The sequence below is a fragment of the uncultured Psychroserpens sp. genome (assembly GCF_947501425.1).
Lineage (GTDB): Bacteria > Bacteroidota > Bacteroidia > Flavobacteriales > Flavobacteriaceae > Psychroserpens.
Genome location: NZ_CANMVN010000008.1, coordinates 144,308 through 167,321 on the forward strand (window position 1 = coordinate 144,308; position 23,014 = coordinate 167,321).

The window sequence follows — 23,014 nt, forward strand, 5'->3', positions numbered from 1 at the left end:
GATCTCAATAAAAAAAGCTTTCAGATTAATTCTGAAAGCTTTTTTATATTCATATGTAATATATTATACGACTCCCTGAGCAAGCATTGCATCAGCAATTTTAACAAAACCTGCAACATTAGCTCCTTTGACGTAGTCTACATAACCATCTTCTCTTCTTCCATATTCAACACAAGACTCATGAATATCATCCATGATCTTATTTAGTTTCTCATCAACTTCTTCTCTTGTCCAACTCAAACGTAAAGAGTTCTGACTCATTTCTAACCCAGAGGTTGCAACACCTCCTGCATTTGACGCTTTTCCTGGTGAGAATAGAACTTTAGCCTTTTGAAAAGCTTCTATAGCTTCTGGAGTTGTTGGCATATTAGCTCCTTCTGCTACAGCAATAACATTATTGTTTATCAATTGTTTTGCTTCCTCTCCATTTAATTCATTTTGCGTTGCACAAGGCAATGCAATATCACAGTTGACAGACCAAGGTCTTTCACCAGAATGATATGATGCTGAAGGATACTCATCTACATACTCACTTATTCTTCCTCGTTTTACATTTTTAAGATTCATTATGAATGCTAATTTATCTTTATCTATACCATCTGCATCGTGGATATATCCTCCAGAATCAGACATTGTCAATACTTTAGCACCTAATTGTGTTGCTTTTTCACAAGCGTATTGTGCTACATTACCTGATCCAGATATAGCTACTGTTTTACCTTCAAAAGAATCACCGTTAGTGGCAAGCATATTTTTTGCAAAATACACACAACCATAACCTGTGGCTTCTGGTCTTATTAAAGATCCGCCATAACTAATACCTTTTCCTGTTAAAACTCCGGTAAATTCATTTTGAAGTCTTTTATATTGACCAAATAAGAACCCTATCTCGCGTCCTCCTACTCCAATATCACCAGCTGGCACATCAGTATTAGGCCCAATATGTCTAAATAATTCAGTCATAAATGATTGACAAAAACGCATCACTTCATTATCACTTTTCCCTTTTGGGTTAAAGTCAGATCCTCCTTTACCTCCACCCATAGGCAATGTAGTAAGTGAGTTTTTAAACACTTGCTCAAATCCTAAAAACTTTAGGATACTTAAATTTACAGATGGGTGAAAACGCAAACCTCCTTTATAAGGTCCTATTGCTGAGTTAAACTCAACCCTAAATCCTCTGTTTACCTGAGTATGTCCTTCATCATCAATCCATGGTACTCTGAAAATAATAGTACGTTCTGGCTCAACCATACGCTCTAAAAGCATTTTACCTTGATATTTAGGGTTGTCCTCAATAAAAGGGATCACTGTTTCTGCAACCTCATGTACAGCTTGTAAAAATTCAGTTTCATGACTGTTCTTATCTTTTACAAGTTTTAGAAAAGCTTCAATTTTTTCTTTCATTTATTAAAGTATTAATAATGTATGTTGATTTTTGTACCACAAAGATACATTATCTTTAAAATGATTGCATATTTTTTTTCATATTATCAATTTATAGAGGATTCAATGTTAATTAATTATTAAGCAGTTGTTCGGATATTTTTACATTTCGTCTAATTATTTGGTAGTTTATCTAGTTTTTATATATTTGTTACCCAACAAGCCCTCTGTAAAATAAAACCTATGACGCTTAATTTTAAACAATTAACTTTTGTGTTCGTCTTCATACTTGGTATTAACGAATGCTATTCGCAACTTGGTTTTTCTCATGAAATTGGTGTCATCGCTGGTCCAGTAGCTTTTCAATCAGATTTTGGTGTGAGACGTGATTTTGAAACTAATGCAGGAAATACTGGTATTGGTATTGGTGTCGTACACTACATAAATTTTGCATACAGAGCTGACTGTAACTGTTACTCAACCGATACTTTTTTTAACGACCATTTCAAATTGAGAAACGAAATATCCTGGAATAAAACAACACTTAATCACTTCGGGAAATGGGTTGATGCATCAAGAACCAGTGAAAATGCTGAACGCTTGCGTCGTCACTCTGGTATTGCACAAAATTTCGATATTGGTACTCAAATTGAGTTTTTTCCTAAAAGTATAAGGGCTTTTCAAGCTTTTAGCTATTCTTTTGCTCCATTTATAAGTTTAGGGGTTCACTTTACGGCTTACAATCCTAAAGTAGAGACCACCTATGGTGATGGGAATATTAATAATATGAATAACTTTTTTCAGCCATGGGTAAATGCTGCTGATCCAAATACTAATGAAGACCCTTTCCTATTTAATGGCAATGGTACTACTTGGTCTATGGTTGGAAGTCTAGGTACACGATACAAACTGACAGTACTTTCAGATTTAATGCTAGATATACGATGGCAGTATTTTTTCAATAATGAGGTTGATGGATTAGATCACAATCTTAGTTCTAATAAAGCCAATGATTGGTTGGTTTGGGTAAACTTTGGATACATCTATTACTTAGACTAAACTACGAGACTATAAATTAAACAAAAAAAGACCAAGTTCACATTTGGTCTTTTTTTGTTTAATATTGAAATCTTATCCTATAGCTTGCTTTAGATCTGCAATAAGATCATCTGCATCTTCTATTCCTACACTAAGTCTTATTAAAGAATCAACTATACCTGTTTTCTCTCTTTCTTCTTTAGGAATACTGGCATGTGTCATACTTGCTGGATGTCCTGCTAAAGATTCAACACCACCCAGAGATTCAGCTAATGTAAAAATCTTAAGATTTTCAACTATTCTGATAGACTCTTCATAATTATTCCCTTTAGTCGTAAAAGATACCATTCCGCCAAAATCATCCATTTGATCTTTTGCTATCTCATGGTTAGGGTGGCTCTCAAAGCCTGGCCAGTATACATGTTCAATTTTTGGATGATTTGCTAGATATTTTGCAACAACTTTACCATTTTCACAATGACGTTGCATCCTAATATGTAGTGTTTTTATTCCTCTTAATGCTAAAAAACTATCTTGAGGTCCACAAACAGCTCCACTTGCGTTTTGGATAAAATACAAACGATCTGCTAACTCTTTATCCTTAACTATCAATGCTCCCATAACCAAATCACTATGCCCACCTAAGTATTTTGTTGCAGAATGCATCACAATATCAGCACCTAAATCAAGTGGTCGCTGTAAATAAGGTGTTGCAAATGTATTGTCTACAGCTAACAAAACACCATGCTTTTTGGCAATAACTGCAGTAGTCTTAATGTCAATAATATTCATCATTGGGTTAGTTGGTGTCTCTACCCAAATCAACTTAGTTTTCGCATTGATATAGTTTTCTATATAAGATGCATTTTCCATTCCTATGAAATGAAACTTGATTCCAAAGTCTTCAAAGATTTTAGTGAATAATCGATAGGTTCCTCCATAAAGATCATTTGTTGAGATTACCTCATCTCCTGGCTTTAGTAACTTAATCACTGCATCAATAGCTGCTAATCCAGAACCAAAAGCTAAACCATGATTCCCATTTTCAATACTAGCAAACGCATTTTCCAAAGCATTACGTGTTGGGTTGTGCGTTCTGGAATATTCATATCCTTTATGTCCACCTGGTGTAGATTGAGCATAAGTTGATGTTTGATAAATAGGAGGCATTACACTTCCATAGGCTGGATCGTGTTCTTGTCCGCCATGTATTGTTTTTGTGTTGAATTTCATTATAATTTCTCTATGTTTTTCTAAAAATCATAAGTCTTAAACCCACGATATCATTTCAAAGAATTGCAGTAAACAACAAAATTAAGGTTTAATTCGTTCTATTCAAATCTAAGTAATACCTTTATTGAATGTTTAACAAAATCACTTCAATTTTGAAAAAAACCTACTGTCTTTTTATCTGTATTCTGGTGCTTTTTTCCTGTAAAGAAGACATCTCTATTATCTTTTCAGAAAAGAATATCGAATCTTCTGCTGGTGCTGAAATCTCTGTAAATTATCCCAAAGCAACTAGTACAAATGAGGGTAGCGAACTAATCAATTCAACTTTGGAAAATTATATCGCCAATCAGCTTAATTTGGGTGATGAACTCTCTAAAAATACTAAAATAGAAGACGCCTTAAAACAATTTAATAATGAGTTTATTAGCTTTAAAGAAGAGTTTCCTGAGGTATCGCACAAATGGGAGGCTTTTATTGATGGCGAAATCACCTATCAATCTCCCGAACTTATCTGCATAGCTGTAAATTCTTATTTAGATACTGGTGGCGCTCATGGAAATACACATATCAAGTTTTTAAATTTTGATGCCCAAACAGGTAAATTGCTCTCAAAAGAAGATTTGATTCTTAATACTGACGAACTTTCTAAGGTTGTTGAAAAAAAGCTTAAGACCGAAATCAAAGCAAACGCAGATGATCAATCTATGGAAGATGTTTTCTTCGGAAAAGATTTTCAACTTCCAGAATCTATAGGATACAGTGACGAAGGGTTAATCATTTTATACAATACATATGAAATTGCATCGTATGCTCAAGGCATAATTGAATTTACCATTCCTTTCGAAGAGATAAGCTCGTTTATAACTGTAAATTAACTTATTTTTGCATCGTTAAAAGTCATTAGTTTTTTGATTTTATCTATCATCACTATGAAAAAAGTTTACCACTTAAAAACGTGTAATACCTGTGCAAGGATTATTAAAAGTTTGGAGCTACCAAATGACGTTATGTTTCAAGACATTAAAGAAGAAGAGATTACAGTAAAACAATTAGAAGCACTAAAATTATTAGCAGGAAGTTATGAGGCTTTATTCAGTAGAAGAGCTAAACTTTACAAAGAAATGGGTCTTAAAGACCAAAACTTAACCGAAGCAGATTACAAACATTACATATTAGATCATTATACGTTTTTAAAGCGTCCGGTCATTGTCTACAATGACAAAATTTTTATTGGAAATAGTTCTAAAACCGTAGAAGCAGCCAAAGCTTTTATACACGCACATGAATAGACGTATCTATGCATTAATTGCGCTATTTATGGTGCAACTTTTATATGGTTTGAATTATACATTTGCTAAAAATGTAATGAATGAAAACTTTATTAAACCTTTTGGTTTTGTTTTACTGAGAGTAGCTGGAGCCACTGTTCTTTTCTGGTTATTAGGTTTGGTTGTTAAGAGTGAAAAAATTGAAAAGAAAGACTATCTCACCATCTTTTTTGCAGCAGTCTTTGGTGTTTTTATAAATATGTTATTGTTTTTGAAAGGTCTTGAATTAACCTCTCCCATACATGCCTCAGTTATAATGACCATAACACCTATAATCATTTTAGTGCTATCAACGTTTTTCTTAGATGAAAAATTGACCAAGCTCAAAATACTTGGTGTATTTTTAGGATTTTGCGGAGGTGTTTTACTCACAGCTCTTGGAAAGTCTGATCGTGTAGGAGACAATGTAGCCTTAGGAAATCTCTTTATCTTTATCAATGCTGTATCCTACAGTATCTATGTGATTATCGTAAAAAAATTAACAGCCAAATACCATCCCTTTACTTTTATTAAATGGTTATTCTTATTTGGATTAGTTTTGGTCTTACCTTTTGGTTATTCTGAATCTGTTGAGGTACAATGGCAAACATTTTCACCTTACATATGGTTTTCGGTAGCATTTGTAATTATTGGTGCAACATTTGGCACGTATTTTTTAAACCCACTAGCTCTAAGATCTCTTAAAGCTTCAACAGTTGGTGTATTTATCTATTTACAACCTGTAATTGCTGGAATCTTCGCATTGATAATGGGAGTAGATTCTGTTGATAGCGTAAAAATTATAGCAATGAGTCTAATCTTTTCTGGTGTCTATCTTGTTACTAAAAAACCGAAAGTATCAGTCTAGATCTTTAGGTATTTTACCAGATCCACGTGTATCTTCTTTGGTTAACAGTTTAAAATTTTCTGATTTAGGAAAGGTTTTTATCAGTACCTGAAGTTGTTCTGGAAGTGTCGTTAAACGTCTTGTTTTTAGATTGATCCAAGCTCCTAAAATATCACAAGTGGCCAAATGCTTGCCTTTTTGATTGTAGAAGTTATGTTCAAATTTAAAGAACATTCCATCTTCACTTAAACCTGAAACAGCAAGTGTTACTGTTAATGTTTGTCCTAAAAACGACTCTTTGAAATAGTAAATCTGTTCAGAAAACACCACAGGCCCTATACCATATTCAATAAGCTTTTTCATAGAAAACCCATGTTCATTTAAAAATCCAACACGTGTATGACTCATGAAATTTACATATGCAGAGTTTGCGAGGTGACTGTTAGCATCTACATCGCTCCATCGTATTTCAAAATCTTTTTTGTACATCCTGATTAAATTTAAAGTTTGCAAAGTTATAGTTTTTTATAAAGTATATCTATCATTTATAACTTTATGATTTTCGTTACCTTTGCTCAACTTTTAAAATGTGTTCATGATACAATCAATGACAGGTTATGGGAAATCTGTATTACAACTCCCAACCAAAAAAATATCAATTGAGATAAAATCACTCAATAGTAAAAATTTAGATCTCAACACACGAATGCCTTCAATGTATCGTGAAAAAGAGTTAGAGATTAGAAAATTGATTGCTTCAAAACTCGTAAGAGGTAAGGTTGACTTTTCACTTTATATGGAAATTACTGGTGAAGCAACCTCATCACATATCAACAAAACGGTTGTTAATCAGTATATGAAACAATTAAGAGATGTTGTAGATGGTGATGATACAGAACTATTAAAAATGGCCATTCGTTTGCCAGACGCCATAACTACTGAAAGAGATGATATTGATGAAGATGAGTGGAAACTAATCGCTAAAGAAATTGACAGTAGTTTGGAAAAGATCCACAAATACAGGTTAGATGAAGGTAAGAGTTTAGAAAATGATTTCTTAAATCGGGTTCAGAATATTTCAGGTTTATTAGAAGAGGTCATCGCTATGGATCCTGATCGTATTGAAGGAGTAAGAGAACGACTTGCTAAGGGCATTTCAGAAATAAAAGAAAAGGTAGATGAAAACCGTTTTGAACAGGAATTGGTCTATTACATCGAAAAATTTGACATCACTGAAGAGAAAGTGCGCTTAACTAATCATTTAGATTACTTTTCTAAAGCTCTAAAATCTGCTGATTCTAACGGAAAAAAACTTGGCTTCATTACACAGGAAATGGGCCGAGAAATTAATACTATTGGCTCGAAATCTAATTATGCACCTATGCAAAAGCTGGTGGTGCAAATGAAAGATGAGCTGGAAAAAATTAAGGAACAATTATTGAATGTTCTGTAATATTATATTTTAAATCTCATTTGTGAAAGACAATAACAACACGAAAAAGGGTAAATTAATTGTATTTTCAGCGCCTTCGGGATCTGGAAAAACTACTATTGTAAAACATCTTCTAAAACAAGAAGAACTCAATTTAGAATTTTCAATATCTGCAACTTCCAGAGAAAAACGCGGACAAGAAGTTCATGGAAAGGACTATTATTTTTTAGATCTAAAAGAATTTAAAAATAAGATTAAGAACGATGAGTTTTTAGAATGGGAAGAAGTATATCGTGATAATTTTTATGGGACATTAAAAACTGAAATTGAACGCATCTGGGCCAAAGGAAAACATGTAATTTTTGATATTGATGTGTCTGGAGGTTTAAGAATTAAGAAAAAATTTCCTGAAGAAACCATAGCAATCTTCGTTAAACCACCAGATTTAAACGAGTTGATTATTAGGCTTAAAGAACGTGGAGAAGAAAGTCCGGAAAAAATAAGCATGAGAGTTGCTAAAGCACCTGCCGAATTAGCTACAGCACCATTGTTTGATGAGATTGTACTTAACAAAGATCTGGACAAAGCATTGGATGATGCCTATAACTTAGTGTCAAACTTTATAAATTCATAAGTAATGAAAATAGGTTTGTATTTTGGAACATTTAATCCAATACATATTGGGCACCTCACCATTGCAAATCATATAGCAGAATATAGCGACTTAGATAAGGTCTGGTTTGTAGTTACGCCTCATAGCCCGTTTAAAAAGAAAAACTCACTGCTTGCTGACCGACAGCGCTATGAGATGGTCTATCGTGCTACCTATGATTACATCAAACTAGAACCAAGTGATATTGAGTTCAACTTACCACAACCAAATTACACCATAAATACCTTAGCTTATCTTCAGGAAAAATATCCTCAGCATGAGTTTGCCTTAATTATGGGAGAGGATAACTTAAAAAGTTTTCATAAGTGGAAAAACTATGAACTTATCCTAGAAAACCATCATATCTATGTGTACCCAAGAATTTCTGAAGGACAAGTAGAAACCCAATTTGATAAGCATCATAAAATCCATAAAATAGATGCACCTATTATGGAATTATCATCAACATTTATCCGGAAAGCAATCAAAGACGGAAAAAATGTTCGTCCGATGCTACCTGAACATGTTTGGGGATATTTAGACGAAATGAATTTTTACAGGTAAAAAATCACTGTTATCCAAAACAATAATTTATGAAGGACCATAGCGTGCTAAATTATATTAAGAATGTTATAGAACACTTACCTAATAACTGGTTAGATCTTACAACTCACCGACTAGATATTTATAACGAAACGTTAGCTAAAACTGAGTTTTTGGAACAGTTTGAAACATTATTCGCAACTAATAATACCAAACCTTCAGCACTCAATGAATTGCCTACAGCATACGACTATATACGATTAGGACACCCTTTATCTTGTGTCTTAGAATGGACCATCGCAAAATATAATAATGTCAACCCAGAACAAGTGATAAGTTTCTCCTCAAATACAATGCCTGTAATGGCTGTTTTGAGAAGCAATTTGTTAGAACATAAAAACACACTAATTATTTACAAGGATGAGTTACCTGATGCTTTTGATATTGAAGTACTCAAACGTGTTTATGGTTATCAATTTGAATTAAAAAAAGTTGAAAATTTAAATGAACATTCTGAGTTTAATGGCAGTACTATTTTCATTTCGCAACAACATGAAATTTCTCAAAGAGAGGCTAACCCTAACATTGACTTTTATGTCAATATTCATGGTTCTTTAGGAAGTATTTTGCTAACAAATGGAATTCAAAACACGGACTATATTTCAAAAATTCAACATGTGCGACGAAGAGAAACCATTGCAATGACACCTAGCAATTGTCTTAAAGCACTTAAAGCTTTTGTTGATAAGCCTCCTATTGATATTCATAAAAATAGCTCCAATAAAACAATAGTGCTAGATACAATTAAATCTATTACTGGAACTACAGCGAAGCCTTTGGTTGGTTCTAGTGGACTCTCCATTCAGTACGCTATTATGATGGGATTAGTAGATCATGCTCAAGAGCATTATAAAGGAAAGGATATAAAATTCATTGTGCCTCCAAATTGTTATGGTGGAACAAATGATCAAGCACGACGACTTGCTGCTTGCTTTGATAATGTAGACATTGTGGATTTGCCTGTTGATGGCAATCATGATATGGTTCAAAGCATTGATACAGTATTAGACCATATTGCAAATGAAGATGCTGTTCCCTATATCATAGCTGAAATTCCAACAAATCCAAGAGTTGAAGTTCCAGATCTTGTACAATTAAAAGAAGTGTTAAGTCGTGTTCGTAAAACTTCAGCAAATGCTATTGCTATCGATCCCGTTTTTATTTTAGATCAAACCTTTTGCCCTAACGTCCAATTTTTAGGAGAGGGTAAAATGCTTTCAGCGGTAAGGACCATTTCTTATGCTAGTGGATCAAAATTTCCAAGTGGCGGACAATGCACTGCTGGCTATTGTGTTGTAAATACTAAAGCTGAAACATTGTTGGAAAAAATAGAACATCATTTGATACTTTGTGATAATGAAGCTACAGATCTTCAAATGGAGATATTGTCGAAACAATTACCTTCAATGAATCAAAGAATACGTGATGCTTATAAAAACACGAGAGCATTTGTAAACTTTATTCAAGATACGTTACCTACTGCAAAAATCAATTTTGTTTCAGAAGAACTAGCAAAACAAGGGTTTACGCCATCTGTATTTTCATTAGACCTTCCAACTCAAGGTGCTACTGCTGAAGAAAAAGAATCATACAAAAGGGCATTGAATCATAAATTAATCCATTTAATGATCACTGAAATTCCTAATGAAAGTAAGTATTGTGTAAGCTATGGTCAATTAAAAGGATGTTATTGGACAATCCCTGCCACCTCAACGCAAGGCACAACTAAAGAAGGTGACAAAGATTATATAGCTCGTGTAGCACTATCTCCGAATATGGATTTAGAACGACACAAAAATGTATTCTTAGATTTTGTTAGAGATATCTCTTTAGGTTAAAAATGATAAACTTAGGTAGTATCTAATAAATATAAAAATGGATGATTATTTTTATGGTAAAAATTTAAAATATAGTATTAAAAAGGAGTATTTCCACCATTACCCTCGTCTTCTGTACACTCAGTAACCTCAGAAAACATAGCCCAGCTATTACCATCAAATTGTGATCCTTCTGCCCATGCGGTTTCACCTCCAGTAGGTCCATCTACTTCAGCATGCGCAGCAAAACAGAAAGTTTCATCTAAATCCATGTCTTCCAAATTCAAAATGTAAACCACTTCATATGGGGTTATTAAATATGGCTCTGTAAACTCAAATTGTCCAATTTGAGGGTTTCCAGATCCTGTTAGAGGTACCCAGTCATCATCACAATTTCCTAGAGCTAAATGAGTGAGTTCTATTGTCCACTCTCCATTACTGGAAAACGTAACGATTAAATCATCTCCATCAATATCTATAGTCACGATACCTGCGTCATTATGCTGTCCGGCAATTAAATTTGTAGTAAAGCAAGGGTCTTCAGACGTTGAATTTTGAGCGTTAAGATTATCTTGTCGATTTTCTTCCTCTATAATTTGAGACTCAGTACAAGCTGAAAACAGAAATGAAAATATGAGAAGTTTTAGTAAGTAATTTTTTTTCATCATTAATATTATTTGGGGTAAATACTATAATAAATCTAAAAAAAACACAGATTATAAACACAAAAAATAGATGAAAGACACAAAATATTAGTATTTAAAAGATTTTTCTTACAAATAAATACTGTTCATAGTTTCAAAAATGATAAAAAGCATTTTCTAAATGCTCAATGTCGTATTGACTTCCGTTTTTAACAATAGCTATGATGTCAAATCTTACCTCAACATCTAAACCATTTGAACTTATAAACTCATCGACTGCTTTGATAATGCGTTGTATTTGTTTTGGTTTAAGGAAATCCTGAGGATTACCAAAATTAGTATTGGCTCTTGTTTTGACCTCAACTATAGCCAATGTATCTCCTTTTTGTGCTATGATATCTACTTCGGCTTTTTGATATACATAATTTCGGGTGATGATATCATATCCATTGGTAACCAGAAAATCTACCGCTAAATCTTCTCCTATTTTTCCTAAGTCATTGTGGCTTGCCATATCACTAAAATAGAAAAATAGTATTACTTTTAAGATATCAATTTAAAAACATCTGTTCATCAATTCATTATTAGACTTTCCATTTAGTTTTGGGCAAAAAAGCTCCTTACTCCTGATCTTCTTTTTTCATGGAATCGTTTTTTCGTTTCTATTATTAAAAAATGGGATTGATCACAATAACAAATCCAGTAAATGGCTTAGTCTGCTGCTATTTTTATACGCTATGTATATCACACCTTATATGCTAGGCTATGCGAATTGGTATGCTGGAGAAATCACAAGTGACATCTTATTTTTTGTGCCTTTTATGCAAGTACTACTTATTGGACCTGTAGTGTATTTTTACACAAAAAGCCTGTTAAATAAGTCCTTTCGTTTATCTAAAAAAGATTGGATTCATTTTATTCCAGCAATCCTATATTTCATCTATAGCCTGATTATTTTTGTTACTGATAAACTTATTTTGGATGAATACTATTTCTACGCAGATGGTAGAGATAAAGATTTAGCTAACTGGTATCAGGCATCTGGATTGATTTCTATGAGTTTTTATCTGATATTGAGTTTGAAATATTATGCAAACTATAAAGTCTTAATTTTTGAAACCGTTAGTTATGCAGATACTGTATTATTTAAATGGATCAGAAATTTCATGATTGCCTTTTTAGGGATTCTTATTTTACGAGTGCTGTTCTTTATTTTGAATCCAGATTGGGGCGAATTTGGAAGTCAGTTTTGGCATTACATTTCGTTTTCTTTCGTTTTTTATTACATCTCTGTTAACGGATATTCTCATGCTGTAAAATCTTCAATATTATCCTCTATAACTTCAAAAGAAACGGATGTTTTTTATGAGGTAGAAAAACCGTCATCGACAACTCAGGATAATTCCATCGAAAAAGATATTGCGTATTGGAAGCCAAAAATACTTGTCTTGATTAATGAAGATAAGATTTATGAAAATCCAACTTTAACTTTATCTGATGTGGCTAATCAATTGAATACAAATACCAAGATTGTGTCTTCGGTAGTTAATAATGGCTTTCAAATGAATTTTAATGATTTTATTAATCACTATCGTGTTGAAGCCGTAATTGAGCAGTTAAAAAAAGGAGAACAAAACACCAAAACACTTCTTGGTATTGCCCTAGAATGCGGCTTTAACAGCAAAGCCACATTTAACAGAGCATTTAAAAAGAATACTTCACTTTCTCCAAAAGAATTTCTTGTTAAATTATCCTAAAAATAAGTCTCAAATCTAGATTTGAAGCGTTTGGTATGGGATAATACTTCATATTTGTGTCAAATTATTAATTGTAGTTATGAAGAAAATTATCGCCTTATCATTATTGCTTCTAGCATTTTTTGTTAATGCACAACAACAGGAATTAAAAACAATTGATTCAATAATCAACTCAAAAATAGAAGAAAAACATCCAGGCATTGCCGTCGGCATTATAAAAGATGGAAACATTGTTTATGAAAAATATCTTGGTTTAGCTAACCTTCAACATCAAGTGAAATTTGATGAAAAGACAAGGTCAAATATTGCATCAACTGCAAAACAGTTTACGGCATTAATGATTTTAGATTTGTCATTAAATAACAAACTCAATTTAGATGATGATATTCGAAAATACCTTCCAAAACTTTATGAAAATGTCACTGATAAAATTAAAGTGCGTCACCTCTTGAACCACACAAGTGGCATCCGAGATTATGTAGAACTATTAGATTTAGAAGGTGATGTTTGGTGGAGAAGGTTTGGATATGATAATGATGATGTTTTAGAGTTGTTAGAAAATCAAGAAGATTTAGGGTTTAAACCAGGTTCAAAATACGGTTACAGTAATTCCAACTACAATGTACTGACCAAAATTATTGAAAAAATAACAGATAAAACATTTAATGATTATTCTAAAACGTTCTTTGAAAACTTAGGGATGAATGAAACGTCTTTTGTAGAAAGATATATGAAAGTAATTCCTAATAGAGCAAACCCCTATTCTGATTGGGGAAGAGGAGAATGGTGGGAAGTACCAACGGTAACCAAAACCAATGGCGAAGGTTTTTTGTACACAACATTAAAAGACCAATTAACGTATGAGATTGCTGTTCAAAATGCAAAAAGAGATAAAAATCGTCTTTTAATTGAAAGTCAAAAACCAATCCCCAATAGTGAAATTAAAACCTATGGGTTTGGGTTAGAATTGGAAAATAGATTAGGTAGACCTGCTGTCCACCATTCTGGAGGAACTTATGGCTTTCACTCGCAAACATATCGTTTTCCTGAAGAAAACCTAACCGTTTTTATTATGAGTAATAATGGAAATATAAGCAGCAACTTGATTGCAAAACAAATTGCTGAAATTCTTCTGCCAAAATCGAACAAAAAGATAGAATATAATAAACAGTTTTATAAAAAGAACAATGCAGATAACGTGACTATTTTAGGGAAATACATTTATCCAAATGAAGATAAAATTGTTGAAATTATAGATACGGAAGGCAACATATTTTGGAAAGAGCGAAACTTTACTGTAGGCATGGTTTCTGAGGATAAAAATGTGTTTTCATTTACAAACAATCCAAAATTGAAAGTTGTTTTTTATGAGGATAACATGACGGAGTATTATACTACAGGTAAAACTATGATTTATAAAAGAATTATTGAATCGCCAAGTTCCTTAGCTGACTTAGAGTCCTTAGTTGGTACATATATTAACAAAGAATTGGATATAAACTTTGATTTAAAATTAACAAAAGAAAATAACCTACAGCTTAAACTATCAACTGATAAAGGGTTTAACGATGTCACAGTGTATAATAAACAATACTTGCAGGCAAATAACTTTTTTTTGAAAGTAAAAAAAGATTTATTTAATAGAGTTACAGAGATAATACTTACGTATGGTAGAGCTAAAAATATTAGCTTCATCAAAAAAACAAACTTAAAATTTCAACCAAAAATAGCAACAGAGAATGGGTCCATTAATGTCACAACCATTAGCTCTAGAAATGGCAAAACTTCGGATATTCTATTAACTAAAAACTACCCTAACGGAAACGAAATCTGGTCACAACAATTTGGTGGAAGTAGTTATGATAAAGCCAGTTCAATACTAAAAACTAAAGATGATGGTTACTTAATCATTGGTTCGACAAGTTCTTTTGGAAATGGGAATTATGATATCTATGTGATAAAAGTTAACAGAGAAGGAAAAGAGCAATGGAGCAACAGTTATGGTGATTTTTATAATGAATATGGATTCTCTGCCGAACTCACCAGTTCTGGTTATTTAATCAAAGGAACAAAACAAAATTGTAGTTCAAATTCAGATGTATTGAATAGAACTTGCACTACAAATGCATGGTTTATCAATATCGATAATGAAGGTAACGAAATTGCCAGCAAAGTTCTGGAAGAAATTAAGAAGGACTATAATTAGTATCGATATAGGCAATAGCTTCATCTTGGCTCAGAACTGCAAACTTTTTATAGCGGTAATGTACATCTACAATTTCGTCTAATGCTTTTTGTACCAATGGTTTGTTCTCCCAGGTGTTAAGATGTGAAACAACGGTTTGTAAGCAGCCATTCTTATATGAAATTTGTCCAATGACATGAATTAACGTTTCAGAAACTCTTTTAGTCTCATCAAACTCAAGTTCCTTTAAAAGCGGCAAAACATCTTGAGGATGTGTTCTACCTCGAAGTTCAATCCCATGACAAATCTCTCGTCGAATCTCTTTGTCTGGATGCTTTAAATATGATTTTGCCCATTCTAAAACAGGAACAGGATTCTTTTCTCCCATTTTTTTGATGGATCCAATGACAGCATTTCGCACGCGATGATGATCATCAAATAATCCTGTATCCATAACATGCTGAATCTTATCAAAATGAAACTTTCCAATCTCTCCCGCAGCATTGACCACGGTTTGTCGGATAAGCTCATCTTCAGACTCTAGTAAAGTTTTTAATACTGAAAATATAACCGATTGTAATTCTGGTCGGGCATAAAAAATCTTACCTGTTGCTAGGTATCCTGATTTTCTGATATAAGTGTCTTCATCTGAAAAATACCTAATGATATTTTCGGTTTGATCTTGAGATAAATCAAGAGCAATCTCCCGATTGATTTGCTCAACTAGTAGATCTCTTTCTGCTTTTGGAAGGTCATAAAATGCCACAACTAATCTTGAAAAATAATTCTTGAACTACCTTTCTCAACCTTTAAAATAATCGATTTCCCAAAAACCATTGCACGATTATCTTTCTCATGACCTGCAGGCATGTTAAAGGCTATCGGAAAATCGTATTCAGATAACGCGTCTAAAACTAATTGTTCAACAGAAGTTCCCCAAAGTGTGGTATTCTTCCTCAACTTGCTCATATCACCAACAATAACCCCTTTACAATGATCAAAATAGCCTGCTCGTTTTAAGCTCTGAAGCATGCGATCTATATGGTATTTATACTCTCCTATTTCTTCGATAAACAATATTTTTCCTGTAACATCAATGCTCGTCTCAGAACCCAACATGGTATGTAGCATGGTAAGATTCCCTCCAACTAAAGGTCCGCTCGACTCACCTACCCTGTTGTAAGATGATCCCTCTAATGTGTAGTCTACAGGGTTTCCGAAAATAGTTGATACAAACGTGTCTACAGTGTCTTTGATTTCATCCAAATCTTTAGTTAAACTCACACCCATTAAAGCGTGGATAGATTGATACCCTTCGTTATGAATTTGATTGTGTAATGCAGTAATATCACTATAACCAATAATCCATTTTGGATGGTTTTTAAACTTTGTATAATCCAGCTTATCTAAAATCCTGACAGTTCCGTAGCCACCTCTAGCACACCAAATAGCACTTATAGCTGGATCATCTAATGCATTTTGAAAATCCTCGCAGCGCTCATCATCAGTTCCTGCAAAATGATCGGCTTGATTAAAGACATGTTTCCCAACAACCACATTTAGACCTAAACTATCCAATAGTGCTACTGCACGTCCAACCTCTTCGTCTCTATTTTTTAATATGCCTGAAGGTGCTACAATAGCTACAGTGTCTCCTGCTTTTAAGTATGGTGGTTGTATTAATTTAGATGTCATTTCTGAAGAATTATCGATAGTATTTTGAGCACATGCATCACTATTAAACACTAAAATTATAGTAGAAACTAGATATATAAAATGAGTTCTTAAAATCATGGCAAATGCTTTTATGTAAATATAGGAAGTAAAAACATACAGATTAAAACTATAGATATTTAATAAATTTTTAACATTAAACATCCAAATATCTTAATTAAAACGTACATAAAATGTGTCCCACACATAATATCTACCAATTTATTAAAAATTCTGCTTATGAATGTTCTTACTTCGTGTATTACTTCTACATTACAACCTTTTGCACCTTCTTCAGAAAACCCATGGAATGCTTTAAGAGTTAGACATGCATACAGACGTATAGGCTACGATGCCAATATGTCTATGATAACTAATGCATTATCACAGTCTCCAGAGGAATTTATCGACCAGTTAATTGACCAATCTTTAAATGCTCCTGATTGGCCAGAACCTTCATGGTCAAATTTTATTTATGAAGATTATCAAAATTTAGGCTTAGATTTTGACGAAGCTACCCAAGAGAATCATCAAGAACTCTTACTAGAAGTCTTAAATCAAATGCAAACAACAGGCTTAAAAGGTCGTCTAATATTATTTTGGAGTAATCATTTTGTTACTCGCCTTGAAGAATATTATGCTAGTAATTTCCTTTACGAATATTTCCATACACTAGAACAACATGCTTTAGGGAATTTTCAAGATTTTACAAGGGCTATAGGAAAAACAAGTGCAATGCTCATTTTTTTAAACGGCCTTGAAAACACAAGCCTAAACCCAAACGAAAATTATGCTCGTGAACTCTATGAACTATTTACATTAGGTGTAGATAATGGCTACACACAACAAGATATTGTAGAAACGTCTAAAGCCTTAACAGGCTATAACCACAGAGATCATTGGACATCTCCTATATATTTTGATGACAGCACCTTTAATAGCTCAACTAAACTAATTTTTGATCAAGAAGGCAATTGGAATTACGATGATGTTATTGATATTTTGTTTCAGGAGAAAGCGCCTTTAATAGCTCAACATATTTGTAAAAAACTATATACTTATTTTGTAAGTCCCACTATTAATGATGATGTTGTTGCTGAAATGGCTGGCATCTTTGTACAAGATTTCGATATTGCTAACCTATTAAGGATTGTATTTAAGAGTCAACATTTCTTTGATTCTAAAACTATTGGAATACAAATAAAGAGTCCATACGACATGACAATGTCTTATCTGAAGATAACTAATTTCAGTATCCAAGACGACTATTTTCAAGCGTTCATGTGGTTTAATAGTGTCATGGGACAAGACCTGTTTAATCCAATAGATGTCGCAGGATGGCAAGGTAACAGAGATTGGATCAATTCAAGTACACTTACTGGTCGATGGCAAATACATGAATGGATCATATGGCATACCTGGGAATTCTATAATGAAGAACTCAGAAATTTTGCTATTGAAAGTTCTAGTAGCAATAATGATCCTTATATCATTACAAAAGACATTATTGATCGCTTTGTTCCTTTAGAATTATTTTCTCCTGAAGAATATGAAGTCGCTACCGATGTTTTTAAACACAACCTTCCTGAAAACTATTATGAAAATAACATTTGGAGTTTAGAATGGGATTCTGTCCCTTACCAGGTAGTGCTCTTACTACTTCATCTCATAAAACTTCCTGAATATCAACTTAAATAACCTACAACCATGTGTAAACTCAACTCAAATCACCATATAAAATTAAACCAGGATGCTCATGATTTGGAGCACAAAAAATGGAATAGAAGATCTTTTTTACAAGCTTTAGGGCTTGCTGGAGCAGGCACCATGATGGTGGGAGGAATGCCACTTTCAGCCTCAAGTAATTCTAAACTCGCAGCAGCTATTAGTAGTAGTGAAACAGATCGTGTTTTAATTATAATCAGACTTAAAGGTGGAAATGACGGTCTTAATACCATTGTCCCTGTTTACGATTATGACACCTATGCATCTTATAGACCTACTGTAAGACAACATTTAGATCAGGTAACACTATTGGGAGCTGATTTTGGTATGCCCAATTACATGAATGATTTGCTTAATTTATGGGATAATGGTGCTATGAAAGTCGTTCATGGCGTTGGTTATGAAGATTCTAGCCAGTCACATTTTGCAGGCTCTGATATTTGGGCTTCAACCGATCCAGATAATTCTACACAATCAGGATGGTTAGGACGTCATTTTGAAGAATTGTATCCTGAATATCTAATTAATCCCCCTTCCATTCCTGCCGCAGTACAAATAGGTAGTGTTGGTAACCTTATATTTGACGGTCCTTCTACCAATTATGCATTCTCTGTTGCTAATCCCAATCAACTTGAAGCCGTTGCCGAAAACGGAACTGTTCATGATATGTCAAACTTTCCTGAATGTATTTACGGTGAACAGTTAGAATTCATGAGAGGTACCACAAATACAACCTATCAATATGCTGGCACCATTCATGATGCTTATACCGAAGGCTCAAATAGCTTTGAATATGCCGATTCCGATCTCGGACAACAACTCTCTATTGTAGCTCGATTAATTAAAGGTAATTTAGGATCTAAAGTGTACATGGTGACTTTAGGAAGTTTTGACACACATGCCAACCAATTAAATGATCACAAAGCACTTCTAACAGATTTAGCAAACTCAATAAAAATCTTTTATGATGATTTGGCTGCTGCCGGATTAGATGATAAAGTCCTCTCAATGACCATTAGCGAATTTGGTCGAAGAGTAAATGAAAATGGCTCCAATGGTACAGATCATGGTACTGCTGCTCCATTAATGCTTTTTGGCCCAGCCATTCAAGGAAACGGATTTGTAAGTCAACATCCAGATCTAAATAATCTGGATGAAGATGGTAATCTTAATCACACTCAGGATTTTAGAGAGGTTTATGCCACAATAATGCAAGAATGGCTCTGTATTGATAGTAATTTAGTAGATGAAGCTTTACTCAATCAAAATTTTGTCCGAGTGGATCTGGGATTCAATTGTGATACGTTATCTGTGAATGATTTCAATCAAAATAGATTTAAACATTTCGTAGTCTACACCGATCAGGACACCATTATAAAAATTAAAAATCCATACACACAACACATGGTTATAAAGTTATTCGATATTATGGGCAAGGAAATTACTACGCTCAAAAATGAAATGGTATTTGCTGGAGACCATAGTTTAAGCTTAAAAAAAACATTAAGAAACAAACTCAGTATTGGTCAATATATTTATAGAATTTCTGTTGGCAATCAAAACTACAGTAAGTCGCTTATTATTCGTTAGTCAGAATAAATACTTCAGAAAACGTCTTTAGTTCATACTAAGGACGTTTTTCTTTGTTTTAACTTGTCTAAAATCACTAATTTTGTGGCTTGTTAAAACGATTTTAAGATGTCTAAACGATATACAATTACAGCAGCTTTACCCTACACTAATGGACCTATTCATATTGGTCATTTAGCTGGAGTTTATGTGCCTGCAGATATTTACGCACGCTACAAACGTCTCACTGGTAATGATGTGGCTTTTATTTGCGGTAGTGATGAACACGGTGTACCTATTACCATTAAAGCAAAAAAAGAAGGCGTGACACCTCAAGATATCGTTGACAAATACCATGCGATCATAAAAACATCTTTTGAAGACTTCGGAATTACGTTTGACAATTACTCGCGAACATCGGCAAAGATTCATCATGATACAGCGTCTGAGTTTTTCAAAACCTTGTATGATAAACATGAATTTGTTGAAGAGGTTACAGAACAACTTTATGATGAGGAAGCTAATCAATTCTTAGCCGACCGCTTTGTCACAGGAACTTGTCCTAAATGTGGCAATGAAGAAGCTTATGGCGATCAATGTGAAAACTGTGGCTCTAGTTTAAATGCCACTGAATTAATCAATCCAAAATCTGCTATTACTGGTAATGTTCCTACTTTAAAAGAAACCAAACACTGGTTTTTACCCTTAAATAAGCACGAAAACTTTCTAAGAGAATGGATTTTAAAAGGTCATAAAAAAGATTGGAAGCCTAATGTTTACGGACAAGTAAAATCATGGATCGATGATGGATTACGACCACGAGCAGTCACTCGTGATCTGGACTGGGGAATTCCAGTTCCTGTTCCAGGAGGAGAAGGCAAAGTGCTTTATGTCTGGTTTGATGCACCTATTGGTTACATTTCAGCAACTAAAGAATGGGCAGCCAGAGAAGGTAAAGACTGGGAACCATATTGGAAAGACGAAAACACCAAACTTGTTCATTTCATTGGAAAAGATAATATCGTGTTCCATTGTATCATTTTTCCAGCAATGTTAAAAGCTGAAGGATCTTATATTTTACCTGATAATGTTCCGGCAAATGAGTTCCTAAATCTCGAAGGCAATAAATTATCGACGTCTAAAAATTGGGCAGTATGGTTACCTGATTATTTAAAAGATTTTCCAAATCAGCAAGATGTATTACGCTATGCGTTAACTGCAAATGCTCCGGAGAGCAAGGATAACGACTTTACATGGAAAGATTTTCAGGCAAGAAATAACAATGAGTTGGTAGCTATCTTCGGAAATTTTATAAATCGAGTTGTAGTACTTACTAATAAATATTATGATGGTATTGTTCCTGAAGCTTCAGAGTTTTCAGAAGTGGATAAAGAGACTTTAGCAACAGTTAAAGCTTACCCATCAGTTATTGAAAGCTCTATTGAGCGTTACCGCTTTAGAGAAGCTAGTCAGGAACTGATGAATTTAGCACGATTAGGAAATAAGTATTTGGCAGATGAAGAACCATGGAAATTGGTGAAAACTGACGAAGCTCGCACCAAAACAATCATGTATGTGGCGCTTCAAATTGCAAGTGCTTTAGCCACATTAAGCGAACCGTTTTTACCATTTACTTCTGAAAAATTAAAACGCATTCTATCTGTCAGTTCGAGCGCAGTCGAGAACCAATGGGCTGACATCTCAACTAAAGACGTTCTACTACCTTCTGGTCATCACATAGGAAAAGGAGAATTGCTATTCTCAAAAATTGAGGATAAGACCATTCAGGAACAATTAGATAAATTGGAGGCAAGTAAGAAAGCCAACGAAGCAGCTAATAAAACCTTAGAACCGCAAAAAGATACCATCACCTTTGAAGACTTTACCAAACTCGATATCAGAGTAGGCACCATTTTAGAAGCCGAAAAAATGCCAAAAACGAAAAAACTACTTGTCTTAAAAGTCGATACAGGTATTGATACTAGAACCATTGTATCAGGAATTGCAGAAAGCTTTACACCAGAAGAAGTAGTTGGAAAACAGGTAACTGTTCTGGTTAATTTAGCTCCAAGAAAACTCAGAGGTGTAGAAAGTGAAGGTATGATCTTAATGACCGAAACACCTGATGGTAAATTGGTATTTGTTAATCCTGATACTACAGTAAATAGCGGACTGCAGATTAGTTAATATGCTCAAAATAGCATACCATCCTATTTACAAACATCCCTTACCTGAAGGACATCGATTTCCTATGCTCAAATACGAGCTCTTACCAGAGCAATTGCGTTATGAAGGCACCTGTTCAGACATCAATTTCTTTGAACCTGAAAAACCAAATGAAGCTCATATCTTAAGTGTTCATACTCATGAGTATTACAATGATCTTAAACAACTTACCCTTGATAAGCGTGCTGCCCGAAAAATTGGATTTCCTCTGAGTGATATCCTGGTAGAGCGTGAAGTTATCATAGCCGACGGGACTATTAAAGCCAGTGAATTTGCACTACAACATGGAATTGCCATGAACATTGCTGGTGGCACACATCATGCGTACACCAATCGAGGCGAAGCTTTTTGTTTGCTGAACGATCAAGCTATAGGCGCGCGATATCTTCAGCAAAAACAACTCGCTCATAAGATCTTGATTGTGGATCTAGATGTGCATCAAGGTAATGGTACTGCTGAAATCTTTCAGAATGATAATTCGGTATTCACATTTTCGATGCATGGTAAAAGTAATTATCCTTTTAAAAAGGAAGAGAGCAATTTAGATATTGCTTTGGAAAATGATGCTGATGATGAGACCTATCTCAACTTATTATACGATACACTTCCGAAGTTAATCCAACAAGAGCAACCCGATTTTATCTACTATCTGTGTGGCGTTGATGTGATAGCAACCGATAAACTTGGTAAATTAGGCTTATCGCTCGAAGGTTGCAAAGCACGAGATCTCTTTGTTTTGGAGACCTGTAAATCACACAAACTACCAGTCATGTGTAGCATGGGAGGCGGTTATTCTCCAGATATCAAAATCATTGTTGAGGCACATGCAAATACATTCAGACTCGCACAGGATATCTTCTTTTAGATCAACAACTCTAAG

Annotated in this window: 21 protein-coding genes; 14 read left to right on the top strand and 7 right to left on the bottom strand. The window is 33.9% G+C overall.

The features are described from left to right. Positions 1-63: 63 nt before the first annotated feature. Positions 64-1,407, bottom strand: coding sequence for an NADP-specific glutamate dehydrogenase (gdhA, locus tag Q0951_RS13365; protein WP_299337704.1), 1,344 nt, complete (start codon positions 1,405-1,407; stop codon positions 64-66). 222 nt (positions 1,408-1,629) lie between these two features. Between gdhA and Q0951_RS13370 the strand changes: the two genes are divergently transcribed. Further along, the gene (locus Q0951_RS13370) at positions 1,630-2,445 is read left to right on the top strand and encodes a glutamate dehydrogenase (RefSeq protein ID WP_299337707.1); all 816 of its coding nucleotides are present in this window, start codon (positions 1,630-1,632) and stop codon (positions 2,443-2,445) included. 72 nt (positions 2,446-2,517) lie between these two features. Here Q0951_RS13370 and Q0951_RS13375 read toward each other — a convergent pair whose 3' ends face one another. Then, on the bottom strand, positions 2,518-3,657 hold the full coding sequence (locus tag Q0951_RS13375) for a cystathionine gamma-synthase (RefSeq protein WP_299337710.1): 1,140 nt from the start codon (positions 3,655-3,657) through the stop codon (positions 2,518-2,520). Positions 3,658-3,809: 152 nt separating this feature from the next. Between Q0951_RS13375 and Q0951_RS13380 the strand changes: the two genes are divergently transcribed. The 3 genes from Q0951_RS13380 to Q0951_RS13390 are packed head-to-tail and all read left to right on the top strand — an operon-like array spanning position 3,810 to position 5,832. Further along, on the top strand, positions 3,810-4,532 hold the full coding sequence (locus tag Q0951_RS13380; RefSeq protein WP_299337712.1) for a DUF3298 and DUF4163 domain-containing protein: 723 nt from the start codon (positions 3,810-3,812) through the stop codon (positions 4,530-4,532). Between the two features lie 54 nt (positions 4,533-4,586). Next, a complete protein-coding gene (locus Q0951_RS13385) occupies positions 4,587-4,946 on the top strand; it encodes an arsenate reductase family protein (protein ID WP_299337715.1) in 360 nt (119 codons plus the stop codon). After that, on the top strand, positions 4,939-5,832 hold the full coding sequence (locus Q0951_RS13390) for a DMT family transporter (RefSeq protein ID WP_299337718.1): 894 nt from the start codon (positions 4,939-4,941) through the stop codon (positions 5,830-5,832). Before Q0951_RS13385 ends, Q0951_RS13390 begins: the two co-directional genes overlap by 8 nt. Here the strand turns inward: Q0951_RS13390 and Q0951_RS13395 are convergent. Further along, a complete protein-coding gene (locus Q0951_RS13395) occupies positions 5,824-6,300 on the bottom strand; it encodes a thioesterase family protein (protein ID WP_299337721.1) in 477 nt (158 codons plus the stop codon). The genes Q0951_RS13390 and Q0951_RS13395 overlap by 9 nt on opposite strands. Before the next feature lie 106 nt (positions 6,301-6,406). On the opposite strand from Q0951_RS13395, the gene Q0951_RS13400 reads away from it, so the two are divergent. Genes Q0951_RS13400 through Q0951_RS13415 form a run of 4 tightly spaced genes read left to right on the top strand, consistent with a single transcriptional unit; the run spans position 6,407 to position 10,336 of the window. Next, positions 6,407-7,264, top strand: a complete 858-nt coding sequence (locus Q0951_RS13400) for a YicC/YloC family endoribonuclease (protein WP_299337723.1) — start codon at positions 6,407-6,409, stop codon at positions 7,262-7,264. Between the two features lie 22 nt (positions 7,265-7,286). Continuing rightward, a complete protein-coding gene (gene gmk, locus Q0951_RS13405) occupies positions 7,287-7,877 on the top strand; it encodes a guanylate kinase (RefSeq protein ID WP_299337726.1) in 591 nt (196 codons plus the stop codon). 3 nt (positions 7,878-7,880) lie between these two features. Further along, positions 7,881-8,459, top strand: coding sequence for a nicotinate (nicotinamide) nucleotide adenylyltransferase (gene nadD, locus Q0951_RS13410; protein WP_299337729.1), 579 nt, complete (start codon positions 7,881-7,883; stop codon positions 8,457-8,459). Between the two features lie 29 nt (positions 8,460-8,488). Continuing rightward, entirely contained in the window at positions 8,489-10,336 is a 1,848-nt protein-coding gene (locus tag Q0951_RS13415) for a PLP-dependent transferase (protein ID WP_299337730.1), read from the top strand. Positions 10,337-10,413: 77 nt separating this feature from the next. On the opposite strand, the gene Q0951_RS13420 is transcribed toward Q0951_RS13415, so the two are convergent. Both Q0951_RS13420 and Q0951_RS13425 read right to left on the bottom strand, forming a co-directional pair. Further along, on the bottom strand, positions 10,414-10,983 hold the full coding sequence (locus Q0951_RS13420) for a hypothetical protein (RefSeq protein WP_299337732.1): 570 nt from the start codon (positions 10,981-10,983) through the stop codon (positions 10,414-10,416). Between the two features lie 130 nt (positions 10,984-11,113). Then, positions 11,114-11,473 carry a YraN family protein gene (locus Q0951_RS13425; protein WP_299337734.1) on the bottom strand — a complete coding sequence of 120 codons (360 nt, stop codon included), beginning with the start codon at positions 11,471-11,473 and terminating at the stop codon, positions 11,114-11,116. A 223-nt stretch (positions 11,474-11,696) separates the two neighbouring features. Between Q0951_RS13425 and Q0951_RS13430 the strand changes: the two genes are divergently transcribed. Both Q0951_RS13430 and Q0951_RS13435 read left to right on the top strand, forming a co-directional pair. Then, on the top strand, positions 11,697-12,716 hold the full coding sequence (locus Q0951_RS13430; RefSeq protein WP_299337735.1) for an AraC family transcriptional regulator: 1,020 nt from the start codon (positions 11,697-11,699) through the stop codon (positions 12,714-12,716). Positions 12,717-12,795: 79 nt separating this feature from the next. Next, positions 12,796-14,922: a serine hydrolase gene (locus tag Q0951_RS13435; RefSeq protein ID WP_299337738.1), complete on the top strand. Its 2,127-nt coding sequence runs from the start codon at positions 12,796-12,798 to the stop codon at positions 14,920-14,922. Here the strand turns inward: Q0951_RS13435 and Q0951_RS13440 are convergent. Together Q0951_RS13440 and Q0951_RS13445 are read right to left on the bottom strand one after the other, a co-directional pair. Continuing rightward, the gene (locus tag Q0951_RS13440) at positions 14,903-15,667 is read right to left on the bottom strand and encodes a HEAT repeat domain-containing protein (protein WP_299337740.1); all 765 of its coding nucleotides are present in this window, start codon (positions 15,665-15,667) and stop codon (positions 14,903-14,905) included. The genes Q0951_RS13435 and Q0951_RS13440 overlap by 20 nt on opposite strands. Before the next feature lie 2 nt (positions 15,668-15,669). Continuing rightward, on the bottom strand, positions 15,670-16,596 hold the full coding sequence (locus tag Q0951_RS13445; RefSeq protein WP_299338010.1) for an LD-carboxypeptidase: 927 nt from the start codon (positions 16,594-16,596) through the stop codon (positions 15,670-15,672). Between the two features lie 258 nt (positions 16,597-16,854). Between Q0951_RS13445 and Q0951_RS13450 the strand changes: the two genes are divergently transcribed. The 4 genes from Q0951_RS13450 (at position 16,855) to Q0951_RS13465 (ending at position 22,999) form a co-directional block, all read left to right on the top strand. Continuing rightward, a complete protein-coding gene (locus tag Q0951_RS13450; RefSeq protein WP_299337742.1) occupies positions 16,855-18,312 on the top strand; it encodes a DUF1800 domain-containing protein in 1,458 nt (485 codons plus the stop codon). Between the two features lie 9 nt (positions 18,313-18,321). Beyond that, complete coding sequence (locus Q0951_RS13455) at positions 18,322-19,929, top strand: DUF1501 domain-containing protein (RefSeq protein ID WP_299337744.1); 1,608 nt, start codon at positions 18,322-18,324, stop codon at positions 19,927-19,929. A gap of 108 nt (positions 19,930-20,037) precedes the next feature. Next, positions 20,038-22,095 (top strand): methionine--tRNA ligase, encoded by a 2,058-nt coding sequence (metG, locus tag Q0951_RS13460; protein WP_299337746.1) that lies wholly within the window; start codon positions 20,038-20,040, stop codon positions 22,093-22,095. A 1-nt stretch (position 22,096) separates the two neighbouring features. Next, complete coding sequence (locus Q0951_RS13465; protein ID WP_299337748.1) at positions 22,097-22,999, top strand: histone deacetylase; 903 nt, start codon at positions 22,097-22,099, stop codon at positions 22,997-22,999. Positions 23,000-23,014 lie beyond the last annotated feature (15 nt).